5 protein-coding genes are annotated in these 17,687 nt (G+C 71.2%); 1 reads left to right on the forward strand and 4 read right to left on the reverse strand.

Going from position 1 to position 17,687, the window contains the following annotated elements; genetic code table 11:
• Positions 1 to 3 precede the first annotated feature (3 nt).
• Entirely contained in the window at positions 4 to 873 is an 870-nt protein-coding gene (locus ACLJRM_RS26410) for an alpha/beta fold hydrolase (protein WP_410664564.1), read from the reverse strand.
• Between the two features lie 98 nt (positions 874 to 971).
• On the opposite strand from ACLJRM_RS26410, the gene ACLJRM_RS26415 reads away from it, so the two are divergent.
• Positions 972 to 1,358, forward strand: a complete 387-nt coding sequence (locus ACLJRM_RS26415) for a winged helix-turn-helix transcriptional regulator (protein ID WP_101607172.1) — start codon at positions 972 to 974, stop codon at positions 1,356 to 1,358.
• 47 nt (positions 1,359 to 1,405) lie between these two features.
• On the opposite strand, the gene ACLJRM_RS26420 is transcribed toward ACLJRM_RS26415, so the two are convergent.
• From ACLJRM_RS26420 to ACLJRM_RS26430, 3 genes are read right to left on the reverse strand one after another with little or no spacing between them, the layout of a single operon-like run.
• Positions 1,406 to 1,603: an MbtH family protein gene (locus ACLJRM_RS26420; protein ID WP_101607171.1), complete on the reverse strand. Its 198-nt coding sequence runs from the start codon at positions 1,601 to 1,603 to the stop codon at positions 1,406 to 1,408.
• A gap of 13 nt (positions 1,604 to 1,616) precedes the next feature.
• A complete protein-coding gene (locus tag ACLJRM_RS26425) occupies positions 1,617 to 2,852 on the reverse strand; it encodes an MFS transporter (protein WP_101607170.1) in 1,236 nt (411 codons plus the stop codon).
• A complete protein-coding gene (locus ACLJRM_RS26430; protein WP_410664565.1) occupies positions 2,849 to 17,680 on the reverse strand; it encodes a non-ribosomal peptide synthase/polyketide synthase in 14,832 nt (4,943 codons plus the stop codon). The genes ACLJRM_RS26425 and ACLJRM_RS26430 overlap by 4 nt, the downstream gene beginning before the upstream one ends.
• Positions 17,681 to 17,687: the final 7 nt, after the last annotated feature.

Below are 17,687 nucleotides of genomic sequence, written 5' to 3' on the forward strand. Positions count from 1 at the left end.
GGCTCAACGATCTGCTGACTCCGCAAGCGGTCGAGTAGCCCTCTCGTCGAGGAACGGGGTGAGGAGCCGAAGCAGTTCCGCGGGCCGGTCCAGCGGAATGATGTGGCCGCAATCCTCGACGAGGTGACCGGTGAGGTCGTCGGCGACGGGACGCAGCTGCCGTTCCAGCGCGCGGCCGACCGGATGGGCGCCGATCGCCATCGTGGGCATGGTGAGCCTGCCCGCCGTCACGGCCTCGCCGATCTGGCGGGCCGTGGCCGGCATGGCGCGGTAATAGGAGAAAGCGCAGCGCAGGGCCTCCTGTCCGGTGTAGGCGTCGACGAAGGCGTCGCGGATCTCGGACGGCACCCCGCGACCGAGGGTGCCCGCGCCGAGAAACCAGTCGAGGTACTCCGCCTCGTGTCCGAGCAGGACCGTTTCGGCGAGGCCGGGCACGGCGTGGAATCCGAACCACCACGGCGGGCCTGCGTCGAGGAAGTCCTCGGCGCCGGGCAGTGACCCCAGCAGTGACTCCATCACCACGAGCCGCCGCACCCGCTCCGGCCGCCGCATGGCGAGCAGGAAGGCGGCCGGGGTGCCGGCGTCGATGGCGACCACGGCCGCGGCTGGTTCGTCGAGGGCGTCAAGGATGCCTTCGGCGTCAGCGGCCAGCGTGCCCGCGTCGTAGCCCTCCGCGGCGCGGGTGCCGGCGCCGAGTCCGCGCAGGTCCGGGGCGATGACCCGGTGATGCTCGGCCAGCGGCCCGATGATCTCGGTCCAGAGCCGCCAGGTGTGCGGAAACCCGTGCAGCAGCAGAACCGCGGGTCCGGAACCGGCGGTGGCCACGGTGGTCTGGATGCCGTTGACGGTGATCTGTCGCAGTGTGCCGGGCACGGTGCCTCCGCGGTGGTTACCATTGGTTACCAGAAAACCGTAGGTAACCTCCGCGGTGCCGACAAGACGGCACTTTCCCCTCAGGTGGTGAGCTCCAGGTGACCCCCAAGAAAGGCGATCTGTTCGACCCCGAGTGCCCGACCCGGCGGCTTTTGGACCGTATCGGCACGAAATGGACGTCGATGGCGGTCAAGGTCCTCGCGGAGGCGGCCCCGAACGAGGTGCGTTTCGCCGAGTTGCGGCGCCGGATTCCCGGTGTCTCCCAGAAAATGCTGTCGGTGACCCTGCACAGCCTGGTCCGCGACGGCCTGGTCGCCCGCCGCGTGGAGCCCACCGTGCCACCGCGCGTGCACTACCGGCTCACCGACCTGGGCTTGTCCCTCGAAGTCCCGTTGGCGGCGCTCCGGACCTGGGCCGAGGAGAACATGGCCGGGATCGACCGGGCCAACGCGCTCAGCGATGCCCACGCCGCTGCCGAAGGGTGAGAAGCCGGGCTCCCGGGGACGGTGGACCACACCGTCCCCGGGGCCGGTCACTCGGCGGCCATCCGCTCCCGGAGGCTCCGGGGGCGCATGTCCGTCCAGACCTCGTCCACGTGATCCATGCACTCCTGGCGGCTGCCGGTCTTGCCGTCGGGGCGCCAGCCTTCCGGCACCTCCTTGTCCGACGGCCAAAGGGAGTACTGCTCTTCGTCGTTGATCAGGACCTGGAACGTGGTGTTGTCGTCCATCGGGTTTCTCTCCTTATTTTCCGGTGATTTCCGCTTCGAGTGGTTCGGACGCGGCGGGGAGGCCGCGCAGGGTGCGGTTGAGCGTGGTGAACACGGTGACGACCGCGATGGCGCCCGCGCACGCGAGCACCGCGGCGGGGCCGGTCAGCACCTCGACCAGCCAGCCGCCCAGCGCGGGGCCGACCGCGGCGGCCAGGCCGCCGGTCACCCCCAGTACGCCGCCGAGGCGACCACGCAGCTCGTCGGGCGTGTTCAACAGCTGGTAGGTGCTGATGGCGGTGTTGACCGACGGCGGGAGGAAGGCGATCGCGGCGAACAGCAGTCCCATCAGATAGCCGCTGTGCACGAAGATCGCGATCGGCGTCAGCACGGTCAGCGCCCAGAACACCCCGGTGATCAACAGGTACGGGCTGATCTTGCGATACAGGACGGGCGCGGCGAAGGCGCCGAGCACCCCGCCGGCGCCGAGCATCGCCGCCATGACACCGATCTCGCCGGCGGGCATGCCCCGGCGGTCGGCCAGCACGATGATCACCAGGTAGTAGGCCGAGAAGAACAGGTTCAGGCTGACCACGCAGAACGTCGTGACCCGCAGCCGAGGTTGCCCCCACACCCACTTCAGCCCCTCCACGATCTCCCGGCCGAGATGCGCGGGCGGCCGGGAGACCGCGGCAGGCCGTGCGGGCAGCCGGACGAACAGCAGCGCCACGAAGGCGAAAAGATGCGTGAGGACGTCGAAAACGAACGGGACGACCCGGCCGAGGGCGAACAGGAACCCGCCGAGCGCGGTGCCCGACAGCTGCCCGGCGCTGGTCCTCGCGGCGTTCAGCGAGACCGCCGTCGGTACTTCCCCGGCTTGGACCAGGAGGGGCAGGCTCGCCTCCTCCGCCGGTTCGAACAGGGCACGGCACACCCCCATCACCACGGCGACGACGACCAGGAGGCCGACTCCGGCGCCGTCCCACCACAGCGCGAGGACGAGCGCTGCGGCCGCGACCGCCTGCACGGCCTCGCAGCCGAGCATGATCCGCTTGCGGTGCCAGCGGTCCGCCAGCGCGCCGGCGGGCAGCCCGGCGACCAGCTGGGCGATCGCCACCGAGCCGACCACGAGTCCCGACTGCACACCGGATCCGGTGATCGCCAAGACCAGCAAGGGGAACGCGATCATCGTGGTACTGAAACCGGCCTCGGAGACGACCTGCCCGGTCCACAGGAGCCGGTAGTCGCGATTGCTCCTCAGCCCGCTCACGCCTCCTCACCCCGGCAGTCCGACGCGATGGCGCGCAAGGCTTCGGCGAAGTCCGCGGCGACGGCCGCCACCGTGGTCCGCGTGTTCAGGTGAGGCTGGTAGTACCAGGAGAACTCCAGACGGCCGTCACGCACACCGCCGACCACCTCGAGGACGTGCGGCGGGCGGTTCGCGGGGTCCTGCTCGCGGCCGAGAGGCGCGTGGGCCCGGAGATAGAGCCCGCTCCCCTCCCCCGCGTGATCGCCCTGGCCCAGGTAGTTGAACGCGACCTCCGACGCCGTGTCACCGAGCTCCGGGAACCGGAAGTACCGCAGGGCGCCATAGCCGAAACCGTTGCCCGGCAAGGCACGCAGCTGTTTCCGGACCGCCTTGACCAGTTCTCTCCAGCCGAGGGAGTCCTCGACCGTGAGACCGACCGGGAACAGGGTGGTGAACCATCCCACGGTCCGCGAAAGGTCGACGTCGTCGAGGATCTCTTCGCGTCCGTGGCCTTCCAGATCGACGGCGACGGCTCGCTGTCCCGTCCAGCGGGTGAGCGCCCGGGCCAGCGCGGTCAGCAGAACGTCGTTGATCCGGGTGCGGTACGCGCCGGGCGCCAGATGCAGCAGGGCGTCGGTGTCCCGCTCGTCGATCTCGACGGTCACCGATTCCGGCGGAGCGGGCGGAGCGCCGGTCTGATCGCGCGGGATCGTGCGACCGGGCAGCTCACGCGCCCAATGCGCGTGTTCGCCGTCCAGACCGCCGTCCGCGACGAACTCGCGCAGCCGGTGCGCCCAGTCCCGGAAGGACGTCGTCTTGGCCCCGAGGTCCGCCTTCTCCCCGGCTTCGATCTGCCGGTACGCGCGTTCGAGGTCTTCGAGCAGGATGCTCCACGACACCGCGTCGACGACCAGGTGGTGCGCGGCGAGCAGCAGTCGTGGGTTCTCCGCTCCCTCCGGTTCGGTCAGCAGTGCGCGCAGATGCGGTGGCCGGGCCAGGTCGAAGTCCGCTTGCGCCGACTCGGCCTCGTTCTCCAGGTCGGCGGCGGGCACCCTCTTCAGCACCGGCCTCGGCTCGGCCGGTTCGTTGTACTGCGTCCACCCGGCGGCGGTCCGCTCGAAGCGCAGGCGCAGCGCGTCGTGCTGGGCGACGACGGCGTCGAGCGCGAGCCGCAGTGACTCCTCCTCCACCGGTCCGGCCAGTTCGACCACCACCGATTGGTTGAAGTGCGCCGGATTCGCCGGTTCGGAGGCGAAGAACCACCGCTGGATCGGCGTCAGCGGAACGTCACCGACGACGACCTCGCGATCCTCGGCCACCGTGTCGACCGGCTTCACCACCGTCGCCAGCTCGGCGACCGTCTGGTGGGTGAACAGATCCTTCGACCGCATCGCCAGGCCCGCCTGCCGGGCGCGGTGGACGACCTGGATGCTCAGGATCGAGTCGCCGCCGACATCGAAGAAGTTGTCCGTGGCCCCGACCCGGTCCAGGCCGAGGACTTCGGCCCAGAGGTTCGCCAGGGTCTCTTCCGTTTCGGTGCGCGGCTTCACGTAGTCCGCACTCTGTGCCAGAGACGGATCCGGGGCGGGGAGCGCCGCGCGGTCCACCTTGCCGTTGGCGGTGATCGGGATCGCGTCCACCGGGACGAAGATCGACGGCACGAGGTAGTCCGGCAGCGTCTCCCCGAGGAAGGCCCGGAGGTCCGTCGCCTCGCCGACCACGTAGGCGACGAGCCGTTTGTGGCCGGCGATCTCGCGGGCGACCACGACGGCGTCCCGTACCGAGGGATGCCGGCGCAGCGCCGTTTCGATCTCACCGAGTTCCACCCGGAAGCCGCGGACCTTGACCTGCTCGTCCACGCGTCCCACGAACTCCAGCCCGCCCGGCACCGTCCAGCGGACCAGGTCACCGGTCCGGTACATCCGGCTTCCCCGTGTGCCGAAGGGGTTCGCGACGAACCGGTCCGCGGTCAAACCGGGCCGGTTCAGGTATCCCCGCGCGAGACCGGCGCCGTCGACGAACAGCTCGCCGGTCGTCCCGATCGGCACCGGCCGCAGCGCGGTGTCCAGGACGTGGACCTCGGTGTTCGGGATCGGCGCGCCGATCGGCGGCGTGCCGCCGGGGGTCAGCGGCGCGCTCCACGAGGTGACGACGGTGGACTCCGTGGGCCCGTAAGCGTTGATCATCCGCCTGCCCGGCGCCCATCGGTCCACCAGCGCCGCCGGGCAGGAGTCCCCGCCGACGAGCACGGTGCGGAAGTCCGGCAGGTCCACCTCGGGAACGGTGGCCAGCGCGATCGGCGGGATCAGGGCGTGGCTGATCCGCCGACGCCGCAGGACCTCGGCGAGCTGGGTGCCGAGCAACGGCCCCTCGGGAGGGACGACGAGCGCGGCGCCCGCGGGCAGGGACAGGCACAGTTCCAGGATCGACGCGTCGAAACTGGGCGAACTGAACGCCAGCACGCGATCCCCCGGACGTACCTCGCAGTGCTCGATTCCGGCGGCGGAGAAGGACGCCAGCCCGGCGTGGGAAACGACGACGCCCTTGGGCCGCCCGGTCGAACCGGACGTGTAGATCACGTACGCGGGCTGCGCCGGATCGACCGGCGTCCCCGGATCGGTGTCGTCGTACCCGGTCGCGTCGAGTGCGCCGTCCACCACCAGGACCGGGTCCGCGTCGCGCAGCATGAACTCGATGCGCTCGGCCGGGTAGCCGGGATCCACCGGCAGGAACGCGGCTCCGGTCTTGGCCACGGCCAGTTCGGTGACCACGAGGTCCACCGAACGCGGCAGCCGGACGGCGACGATCCGCTGGGGACCGGCGCCCCTCGTCGCGAGGAGCCGGGCCAGCCGGTTCGCCCGCGCGTTCAGTTCAGCGAAGGTCAGCGAGCCGTCGTCGGACACGAGCGCGGGCGCCGTGGGTGTCCGCCGCGCCTGTGTCTCGACCAGTTCGGCCAGGGAGGCGGCCGGGACGTCGCGCGCGGTGTCGTTCCACGCTCGCAGCTGGTCGAGTTCGACCTGGGGCAGCGACGGCAAGGTGGCCATCGGGCGATCCGGTTCGGCCGCGAGCGCGGTCAGGAGGGTCCGCAACCGCGCGATCAGCCTGTCGATCGTCGCCGCGTCGAACAGCCCGGTGCTGTAGTTGATCGCCCCGTGCAGCGCGTCGCCGTCCTGCTCGAACTGCACGAGCAGATCGAAGGTGGCCGACACCGCGGGCAGCGCGACCTCCTCCGCGACCAGCGTGCCGGAGCCGGGCCGGTCACCGGTGTTCTGCAGGACCACCATGGCCTGGAACAGCGGGGTCCGGCTCGGGTCGCGGGCAGGCTGCACGGCGTCCACCACGCGTTCGAAGGGGACGTCCTGGTGGGCGAACGCGTCGAGCACCGTGTTCCGCACCCGCGCCAGGAACTCACGGAACGACCGTCCGCTGTCCACAGTGGACCGCAGGGTGAGGGTGTTGACGAAGAACCCGACGAGGCGTTGCAGTTCGGCGCGCTCCCGGCCGGAGGTCACGGTACCCACGGCGACGTCTTCCTGACCCGCCCAACCGGCCAGAAGCACCTGGCAGGCGGCCACGAGGGTCATGAAGAGGGTGCCGTCCTGGGCGTTGGCCAGCTCCCGGAGTTTCGTGGCGACGTCGGCGGGGACGTCGAATCCGGCCCACTCCCCCTCGGTCGTGCGCACCGCGGGCCGGGGCCGGTCGGTGGGCAGCTCGAGCGGTTCCAGCCCGGCGAGACGGTCTCGCCAATGGTCCAGCTGCCCGGCGAGCTCGGGGCCGTCGAGGAGCCGGCGTTGCCAGGAAGCGAAGTCCGCGTACTGCACCGGAAGCTCCGCCAACCGCGGCTCTTCGCCACGGACGAAAGCGGCGTAGCAGTCGTCGAGTTCGGCGGCCAGCACGCCCGAAGACCAGCCGTCGGTGACGATGTGGTGCAGCACCAGCAGGAGGACGTGCTCGTCGGCCGACCGCCGGAACAGCCGGGCCCGCAGCAGCGGTCCGGTGCGCAGCTCGAACGGCCGCGACGCTTCCCGCACCAGAGTGTTCTCGTCGAAGTCCTCCACCGGCAGGTCGACGTGGTACGGCTCGTGCACGAACTGGACACCACGGCCGTCGACGGCGTCGAAGGTCGTCCGCAGTGATTCGTGCCGGGCCACCAGGAAGTCCAGTGTCCGGTTCAGCGCGTCGACGTCGAGCTCGCCGCGGAGCAGCAACGCCGTGGGTGAAAGGTATTCGGTGCCACCGGATTCGAACTCGTCGAGGAACCACAACCGCTGCTGGGAGAACGACAACGGCAAGGCACCGTCGCGGGCGACGACCGGGATGGGCGAGGTGCCGGCCTGCTGCTCCGGCAGCGCCGCGGCGAACCGGCCGAGGGTCGGCGCGCTGAACAACGCGCGTGGCGAGACGTCGACGCCCAGCTCGGTGCGCACCCGCGACGTGATCCGCATGCTCAGGATCGAGTCACCGCCGAGTTCGAAGAAGTTGTCCGTGACGCCGGCCCGGTCCAGTTTCAGTACTTCGGCCCAGATGGCGGCGAGACGGCGTTCGGTCTCGTTCCGGGGCGCCACGTATTCCGCGGCGGTGTCGCGGCCGGGCGCGGGAAGCGCCCGCTTGTCGACCTTTCCGTTGCGAGTCAAGGGAAGTACGTCGAGGGCGACGTACGCCGTCGGGACGAGGTGATCCGGCAGGCGCTCCCGCAGCCAGTCCCGCAGGCCCTCGGTGTCGCCGACGACGTAGGCGACGAGGCGTCCGTCGCGCGCCGCGACCGTGGTGTCGGTGACCGCGGGATGCCGCCGCAGCACGGCTTCCACCTCTCCGGGCTCGATCCGGAAGCCGCGGATCTTCACCTGGTCGTCGACGCGGCCGAGGTAGTCGAGTCGTCCGTCCGCGGTCCAGCGGACGCGGTCGCCGGTGCGGTACATGCGAGTGCCCGGCGGGCCGAAGGGATCGGCCACGAACCGGTCCGCGGTCAGCCCCGGACGGCCGAGGTAGCCGCGCGCGAGCTGGACGCCGGCGAGGAACAACTCGCCCGGCATCCCCGCCGGGACCGGTACGCCGGTCGCGTCGAGGACGTACGCCCGCAGGTTGGCCAGCGGACGGCCGATCAGCGGCCGGTCCCCCGTCACCGGCGTGTGGACGGAATCGACGGTCACTTCGGTGGGCCCGTAGTAGTTGTGCGAGGTGATCCCGGACTCCACCAGTTCACGCCACAGCCGCTCGTCGATCGCCTCGCCGCCGACCATCACCGTGTCCGGCCGGTGTTGCCCGGTCAGCAGTCCGGCGTCCATCAGCTGGCGGAGATAGGTCGGCGTCAGGTCGAGCAGGCCGATCCGGTGGTGCCGGACGTAGTCGACGGCGGCACGGGGGTCGAGCCGGGTGTCGTCGTCCAGCACGTGCAGCTCGTGACCGTCGATCAGGGCCAGCACTCCTTCCCAGGACGTGTCGAAGGAGAACGAGGCGGTGAGCGCGATCCGGCGGCGCTCCCCGCCGAGGAAACCGCGACGGTGCGCGGCGAGCATGTTCATCAGGCCGCGGTGCTCGATGACGACGCCCTTGGGCGTTCCCGTCGAGCCCGAGGTGTAGATGACGTACGCGGCGGTGTCCACACTCGCCCGCGTCCCGGCGGAGGTCGCCGACGTGTGCCCTGGCTCGTCGAGGACGACCACCGGCCGCGCGTCGTCGAGCAGGAAACGTTTGCGTTCTTCCGGAAGGCCGGGGTCGATCGGCAGATACACCGCGCCCGCCTTGAAGATCGCGAGGATCGCGATGACGGCCTCGGCCGACCGCGGCAACGCGACGGCCACCACCGATTCCGGACCGGCGCCTCGTGCGGCCAGTTCCCCCGCCAGCCGCGTGGCGCGGGCGTCGACCTCGGCGAAGTCCCAGGCCGTGTCCCGGAAGACCAAGGCGGTCTCGTGCGGCACGCGGGCCACCGTGGCTTCGAAGACGTCCAGGACCGTGCCGGACGGCACGTCGATCACCGGCCCGCTGCTCGAGGCGAGCAGTTCGCGCCGTCCGGACGGCGACAGCGGGGACAGCGCGTCGACGCGGCACCGCGGGTCGTCGGCGAAGGCGCGGAGGAAGCCCGCGAGCTGATCCGCCAGACGGCGGATCGTGGCCGTGTCGAACAACCGCGGGTCGTAGGACAGTTCGAGCCCGAGCTTGTCGTGCAGATAGGCGGTGAGGTTGAGCGGGAAGTTCGTCGTGTCCAGCGACTCGACGTCCAGCACGCGCACGTCGGCCTGACCGCTGTCCTCGATCGGGTAGTTCTCGAACACCACCACGCTGTCGAACAGGGCCGTACCGGCGGGCACGCCCGTGAACGCCTGCAGTTCGGACAGGGCGAGGAAGTCGTACCGGCGCGCGTCGGCCTGTGCCGTCTGGGTTTCCCGCAGCCAGTCGACGGCGGGCTGGTGACCGCGGATCTCCACGCGGGCCGGGACGGTGTTGATGAACATGCCGATCATCGCCTCGACGCCCGGCATTCCTTCCGGGCGGCCGGACACGGTGGCGCCGAACAGCACGTCGGTTTCCCCGCTGTAGCGCCCGAGCAGCAGCGCCCAGGCGCCTTGCACGACGGTGTTGACCGTCAGCGCCGCGGACTTCGCCGTCTCGTGCAGCCGCGCGGACTCCTCCGGGGACAGTTCGACCAGGATCGCTTCGCCCGATTCGGCGCGATGCGCTTCCCGCGGCCGCCGGTCGAAGGGCAGCGGGGTCGGCGTGGTGAACCCGTCCAGCACCGCGCGCCAGTGGTCCTCCGCCTCGGCACGGTCCTGGTCGGCGAGCCAGGCCAGGTAGTCGCGGAACGGACGGCGCGGCACCAGGCGCGCGGCCCGGCCTTCGACGATGGCCGCGTACTGCTCGCACACCTCGCCGAAGACCTGCGCCGTGCTCCAGCCATCGAGCAGGACGTGGTGCGAGGTCCACACCAGTTGCACTTCGTCCTCGGTGAGCCGGGCGATCGCCAGGCGCATCAGCGGCGGCGCGGTCAGCTCCATCCCCGCCGCCACGTCCTCGGCCAGCACCTTCGCCAGTTCCCGGTGCTGCTCCGCCGGGGCGAGCGCACGCCAGTCGTACTGCCGGACCGGGACCCGGACCTCACGGTGGACTCGCTGGATCGGCGCCTCGATGCCCTCCCACGCGGTACTGCTGCGCAGGATCGGCGTGCGGTCGACCACGCGCTGCCAGGCCTCGGCGAGCGCCTCCGGACGGCTCACCCCGGCCAGCCGGAGCCGGAACTGGTCGAAATACGCGGTCGAACCGGTGTCGACCAGACTGTGGAACAGCATGCCCGTCTGCAACGGGGTGAGCGGGTAGATGTCCTCGACGTCGCGGCCGTCCCCGGCGAAGCGGTCGACGTCGGCCTGAACGAGGCTGGCCAGCGGGAAGTCGGACGGTGTGCGCCCGCCCGCCCCGGCGCAATGCGCGATGATGCCCCGCAAAGCGTCGAGTGTGTCTTCGGCGAGCGCGCGGACCGTGCTTTCCTCGTGCACCTCATCGGAATACTGCCAGGTGAGATGCAATTCGCCGCCTTCGACGACGCCGACGACGTCGAGCAGATACGGGCGGACGCTTTCCGGGTCGCTGTCGTGCCCGATGCTTTCGCCTCGTCCCTGGAACCATCCGTCCGCGGCACCGCCCATGTCCCAGCGGCCGTGGTAATTGAAGGAGATCCGGGGCGTGGGTATCTCGCGCATTGCGGAACCCGGCGTATCTTCGGCCCCCAGATACCGCAACGCCTCGTAGCCGGCGCCTTTGTTCGGAACCGCGCGCAGTTGTTCCTTGACGGATTTGAGCACGTCGCCCCAGTCGCCTTCGGACACTACGGGCGCGATCGGGTACTGCGCGGTGAACCAGCCGATCGTCCGCGAAAGGTCGAGCGGCCCGGCGATTTCCTCGCGGCCGTGGCCTTCCATCGCGATCATGACCCGCGACCCCGCCCAGCGGGTCAGCACGCGGCCGAGCGCGCTCATCAGGACGTCGTTGACCTCCGTGCGGTACGCACCGGGAACGTCGCCGAGGAGCGCGGTGGTCTCGGCCCGGCCAAGTGACACCGAGACACCGCGCTCCGACTTCGCGGCGTTACGGCCCGGACGGTCAACCGGAATATCCGCCCGCGCACCGCGCAGAGAATTTTTCCAGTACGCGGTTTCCCTGTCGAGGTGTCCCATTTTCACGTTCTCGGCCAGACAATGAGCCCAATGGGTGAACGATGTGCGCACCTGGCCGAGGGATTCACCGAGGTACGCGCGTTCGAGGTCGGCCAGCAGAATTCGCCACGACACCCCGTCCATGACGAGGTGGTGGGCGGTGAGGAACAACTGCGGCGGCTCGTCGTGGAAGGTGAACAGCACCGCGCGCCACAGCGGTCCGGTGGTGATGTCGAGTGAGGTCTGCGCCCGCACCGCCTCGGTGTGCATGGCGGCCGCCGTGTCGTCCACTTCGGACAGATCGACGTGCCGGAGGATGTCGTGCGTTTCGGCGGGCGCGGGTTCCTGCACCCAGCCGCCGTCCGCGCGGGAGAACCGCATGCGCAGGGCATCGTGCCGCTCGGCGACACTGTTCAGGGCGGAGACGAGCTTCGGGACGTCCACGGAGGACAGCACGAGGTGCACGGACATGGTCAGCCGCCACGGATCGTCCATCCGCTCGAACAGCCAGGACTGGATCGGGCCGAGCGGGGCCGGGCCGCGGTCTTCCTCTTCGACGTGCTCGGCGGGCGCCTCGGGCCGGGCGACGTGGGCGAGTTCGGCGATGGTCTGGTTCCGGAACAGGTCCTTCGACGACATCGTCAGCCCCGCCTGCCGGGCGGCCGCGACGACCTGGATGCTGAGGATCGAATCGCCGCCGAGGCCGAAGAAGTTGTCCTCGACGCCGACACGGTCGATGCCCAGGACCTCCGACCAGACCCCGGCCAGAATCGTCTCGACGTCGGTGCGCGGGGCCGTGTAACGGTTTTCGGCCCGCGCGCCCGGCTCCGGCAGCGCCCGGGTGTCGAGTTTCCCGTTGGCGTTGAGCGGCAGTCGCTCCAGCGCGACGAACACCGCGGGCACCATGTGCGCGGGCAGCGAGCGGCCGAGGAACTCCCGCAGCGCCGTCGTTCCGGGCACGGCGCCGGTCAGGTAGGCGACGAGCCGCCGGGCGTCCCCGGTGCCGTGGGCGACGACGGCCGCCGTCTCGACGTCGGGGTGGGCGATCAGGGCCGCTTCGATCTCGCCGGGTTCGATGCGGAACCCGCGGATCTTGACCTGGTGGTCGGCCCGGCCGCGGTAGTCCAGTTCGCCGCCGGCGGTCCAGCGCAGCAGGTCGCCGGTGCGGTACATCCGGGTTCCGGGCGCGCCGAAGGGATCCGCGACGAACCGCGACGCGGTGAGACCGGGGCGGTTGAGATAGCCACGGGCCAGACCCGCGCCCGCGACGTACAACTCGCCCGTCACGCCGGGCGGGACCGGGGCGAGATCCGCGTCGAGCACGTACGTCCGCAGGTCCGGGATCGGGACGCCGACGGTGGCCGTCCCGTCCGCTTCCAGCGGCCGGTGGGTCACGTGCACCGTGGTCTCGGTGATGCCGTACATGTTGACCAGCAGCGGTCCGTCCGGATGCCGCCGGTACCACTCCGCCAGCCGCGCCGGATCCAGCGCCTCGCCACCGAAGATCACGTACCGCAGGCTGAGCTCCGCCGAAGGCAGGGCACCGAGGCGGTAGAAGGCGGACGGCGTCTGGTTGAGGACCGTCACCCGCTGTTCGGCGAGCAGGGCCAGGAAGTCTTCCGGTTCGCGGACCGCGTCCTGCGGGACGACCACGAGCCTGCCGCCGTGCAGCAGCGCGCCCCACAGTTCCCAGACCGAGAAGTCGAACGCGTAGGAGTGGAACAGCGTCCAGACGTCCTGCTCGTCGAAACCGAACCAGTGGCCGGTCGAGGAGAACAGGCGGGTCACGTTCGCGTGCGGGATCAGCACGCCCTTGGGCACGCCGGTCGAGCCGGAGGTGTAGATGACGTAGGCGGTGTTGCCCGCCTCCACCCGCACCCGCGGCGTGGTGTCCGGCCACTCGCCTGCCTCGACCGAGTCGACGACGCACACCGGACGCGCGTCCGCCAGCGTCGCCTCGATCCGGGCGGCCGGGTACGCCGGGTCGATCGGCAGGTAGGCCGCACCCGTCTTCAGCACCGCGAGCACGCCGACGACGAGGTCGGCCGAACGCGGCAAGCGGAGCGCGACCAGCTTCTCCGGTCCGGCGCCCTCGCCGATCAACCGGTGGGCGAGGCGGTTGGCGCGCCGGTCCAGCTCGCGGTAGGTCAGCTCGGTGGTCCCGCTCGTCACCGCGACGGCGCCCGGCGTGCGCGCCGCCTGCGCGGCGAACAGTTCGTGCAGGGCGGGCGCCGGTTCCGCGGCCGCCTTGCCGTTCCACTCCAGCAGCACCCGGTCGCGTTCGGCGGGGCTGATCCAAGGCTGCTCGGCGAGAGACCGCTCCGGTGCCGACGCGATGCCGTCGAGCATCCGGCGGAGCCAGCCGGTCAGCCGTTCGATGGTGCCGGCGTCGAACAGGTCGGTGTTGTAGTTGACGAGCGCGTCGAGCCGTCCGGCGGTCTCCTGGAAGTGGATCGTGAGGTCGAAGCCCGCGGTCACGACCGGCGGGGCCACCTCCTCGACGTCCAGGCCGGTCATCGTGGGGCGGCTGTCCGGAGTGTTGTGCAGGACGACCAGAACCTGGCACAGCGGCGTGCGGCTGGTGTCGCGTTCGGGTTGCAGATCGTCGACGACCCGGTCGAAAGGCACGTCCTGGTGGGCGAAAGCGTCCAGGACGGTGTCACGCACGTCGTTGAGGAAGGTGTCGAAGCCGACCTTCAAGTCCACTGTGGACCGCAGGACGAGGGTGTTGACGAAGAACCCGATCAGGCCCTCGAGATCGGTGCGCTCACGACCGGAGACGACGGTGCCGACGGCGATGTCGTCCTGCCCGGACCAGCGGGCGAACAGCAGTTTGCTCGCGGCGAGCAGGGTCATGAACAGGGTGCCGCCCTGATGCCGGGAAAGCTCCTTGAGCCGGGCGGTGGTCCCGGCGGGCACGCTGAACTCGTGCAGTGCGCCGTTCTTGGTCCGCACCGCCGGACGAGGCCGGTCGGTGGGCGGGTCCAGCGCCGGGACGCCGTCGAGCCGGTTGCGCCAGTAACTGAGCTGGGCGTCGGATTCGGTGCCCCGCAGGCGTTCCCGCTGCCAGACGGCGTAGTCGGCGTACTGCGCCGGCAGGGGCGGGAGGGACGGCTCCGCACCGCGGGCGAACGCGCTGTAGGACGCGGCCAGTTCGGCCAGCAGGACACCGGAGGACCAGCCGTCGGTGACGATGTGGTGCAGCACCAGCGTGAGCACGTGATCGCCGGGGGCGAGCCGGGTCAGCGCGACCCGCAGCGACGGGCCGGTGTGCAGGTCGACGGGACCGGTCGCGGCGGCCAGCGCGGTGTCGAGATCGCCATCGGTGACGGCGACGTCGACGGCGTAAGGCGGATTGATCACCTGGACACCGCGGCCGTCGACGGTCGCGAACGTCGTGCGCAGGGACTCGTGCCGGGCGACCAGCGCGGTCAAGGCGCGGTTCAGCGCGCCGACGTCCAGCTCACCGCGTAGCCGCAACGCGGTCGGTGACACGTATTCGGTGCTGCCCGGTTCGAATTCGTCGAGGAACCACAGTCGTTGCTGGGCGAAGGAAAGCGGTGCCTCGAACCGGCCGCCGTCGCGGGACAGCAGCGGGATCGCCTCCCGCGGCGCCGTGCTCTCGGGCAGCCCGAGGGCGAGGCGGGCCGGGGTGGGCGCGGTGAAGACGAGCCGGGCGGGCACGTCGGCGCCCAGCGCGTCCCGGAGCCGCGCGACGACCCGGATCCCGAGCAGGGAATCCCCGCCGAGGTCGAAGAAGTCGTCGTCGACACCGACGCGTTCGACGCCGAGGACGTCGGACCAGATCTCGGTCACCAGCCGCTCGCGCTCGTCGCGGGGTGCGACGTACGGCGTGGCGGTGGCCTGCTCCGGATCCGGCAGGGCGCGCCGGTCCAGCTTTCCGTGCCGGGTCAGCGGCAGCCGGTCGAGACCGACGAACGCCGAGGGGACGAGGTGGCCGGGCAGGATCCGGTTCAGCGCGGTCCGCAGCCCGGCGGGGTCGGCGTCGCCGACGACGTAGGCGACCAGCTTGCCGTCCCGCGCGTCCACCGCGGCGTCCGAGACGTCCGGCTGCGCGCGCAGCACGGCCTCGACCTCGCCCGGTTCGATCCGGAACCCGCGGACCTTGACCTGCTCGTCGACGCGGCCGAGGTGTTCCAACTGCCCCTCGGCGGTCCACCGGGCGCGGTCGCCGGTGCGGTAGAGCCGGGCGCCGGGCGGGCCGAACGGGTCTGCGGTGAAGCGGTCCGCGGTCAGGCCCGGCCTGCCGAGGTAACCGCGGGCGAGCTGGGCGCCCGCCAGGCACAGTTCACCGGGAATCCCGGCCGGGACGAGGCGTGACCACTCGTCGAGGACGTAGGCTGTGACGTTCCCCAGCGGCCTGCCGATCAGGGGCCGGTCGCCGGTGACCGGCGCACAGGTCGCGTCCACTGTGGACTCGGTGGGTCCGTAGTAGTTGTGGACGGCCGTTTCGGACGCGGCGAGTTCGCGCCAGAGGTCCACGTCGAGGGCTTCGCCGCCGACCATCAGGAACCGTGGCCGGTGCTCGCCTTCGAGCAGCCCGGCGGGCAGCAGCTGGCGCAGGTAGGACGGCGTGACGTCGAGGAAGTCGACGTGCTCGTCCCGGACGTAGCGGGTCAGTCCGGCCGGGTCGAGACGGGTCTCTTCGGTGATGACGTGCAGTTCGTGGCCGTCCGCCAGCAGCACCGGGCCTTCCCACGAGGTGTCGAACGACAGGGTCGCGGTCAGCGCGACGCGCATCCGGTCGCGGCCGAACACGGCGCGGTGGTTGGCCAGCAGGTTGACCAGGGCCGAGTGGCCGACGACGACGCCCTTCGGCGTGCCTGTCGAGCCCGAGGTGTGGATGACGTACGCGGCGTCCGAAGGCCTGGGCGACGCCGGTCGCGGCCCGTCGGAGGCGACCGTGAAGGTGTCGTCGAGCACGACCACCGGCCAGGTGTCTTCCAGCAGCACCCGGATCCGCTCGGGCGGCAGCCCCGGATCGATCGACAGGTGGACGGCGCCCGCCTTGAGCACGGCGAACAACGCGACGATCGCCTCGGCCGACCGCGGCAGCACCACCGCGACGACCCGGTCCGGACCGGCTCCGCGAGCGGCCAGGTCCGCGGCCAGGACGTCGGCGCGGGCGACGAGTTCGGCGAACGTCAGCCGGACGTCACCGCAGACGAGGGCGGTCTCGTCGGGCCGGGTCCGCGCCTGATGGTCGAGGAGGTCGACGACGGTCGTCGCGGGTACCTCCAGCCCGTTGCTCCCCCAGAACAGCAGCCGGCGCTCTTCGGCGTCGTCGGTCAGCGGCAGGTCGGCGATCCGGCGGCCGGGTTCGGCGGCGATCCCGGCCAGCAGGCGGAGCAGGTGCCGGATCAGGCCGTCGATCGTGGCGGCGTCGAACAGTTCGGTGCTGTACTCGACGAGCCCGGCGAGCTCGCCGCCGGATTCCTCGAACTCCAGCGAGAGGTCGAAGTTCGCCGCGTCCCGCGCGACATCCGCCGGTTCCACGGCCAGCCCGGGGAACCCGGGTCCGGAACCGGTGACGGAATGCAGCAGCACCATGACGTCGAACAGCGGGTTCCGGCCGGGGTCGCGGCCCGCCTGCACGGCGTCGACGACGGTGTCGAAAGGCACGTCGTCATGGGTGAAGGCGTCCAGCACGGTCTGGCGAGCGCGGGTCAGGTGCTCGGTGAAGGACGCCGACCGGTCCACGGCCGAGCGCAGCACGACGGTGTTGACGAAGAAGCCGACGACCCGTTCGAGCTCCGGCCGTTCGCGGCCCCGCACGACGGTGCCGAGCGCGATGTCCTCCTGCCCGGTGTAGCGGGCGAACAACGCCTGGCACGCGCCGATCAGGACGGTGAACAGCGTGGTCTCCGACGACCGCGCCAAGTCGGCGAGGCGCCTGGCGACGTCCGTGGGGACGCTGAATTCCCGCACCGCGCCCGCGGTGCTCCGGACCGGTGGCCGGGGCCGGTCGGTGGGCAGGTCGAGGGGTTCGACGTCGGCGAGGTGCTCCTTCCAGTGGTCGAGCCCCGCCCCGCGCGGCGGCCGATTTCGTTGCCATACGGCGAAGTCCGCGTACTGCACCGGCAGCGCGGGCAGGCGTGCGCCTTCGCCGTCGCGGTACAGCAGGCCGAGTTCTTCGGTCAGCACGCCCATCGACGCGCCGTCGGTGGCGATGTGGTGCACGCACACGAGCAGCACGTGCTCGGTCTCCGTGAGCCGTAACAGCACCGCGCGCAGCAACGGCCCGCGATGGAGGTCGAACGGCCGCGTGTACTCGACGCGCAGGACGTCCTCGAGGTCGTCCTGCGTGACGTCCACGACGGGCAGCACGACCTCGTAGGGCGGCTGGACGATTTGGACGCCTTCGCCGTCGATCTCGTCGAAGGTGGTCCGCAGCGGTTCGTGCCGGGCGACCAGCAGGCGCAGCGCGGTGGCCAGCGCGCCGTGGTCGAGCGATCCGGTCAGGCGCAGGGCGATCGCGCTGTTGTACTCCGGGTCGTCCGGCCTCAACCGGCTGAGGAACCACAGCCGTCGCTGGGCGGACGAGAGCGGGATCGGGCGGGAACGGTCGGCGGCGGCCGGGATCTCCGGCGCCGGTGCGGCCGTTCCCGCCATCCGCGCGCGCAGCGCCTCCCGCAGGTGGGCGGGCAGTGCCGCGATGCGGTCCTGTCTGGACGAGGTCATGGTGGCG

This window comes from Amycolatopsis sp. lyj-84 (assembly GCF_046549075.1).
Taxonomy (GTDB): Bacteria; Actinomycetota; Actinomycetes; order Mycobacteriales; family Pseudonocardiaceae; genus Amycolatopsis.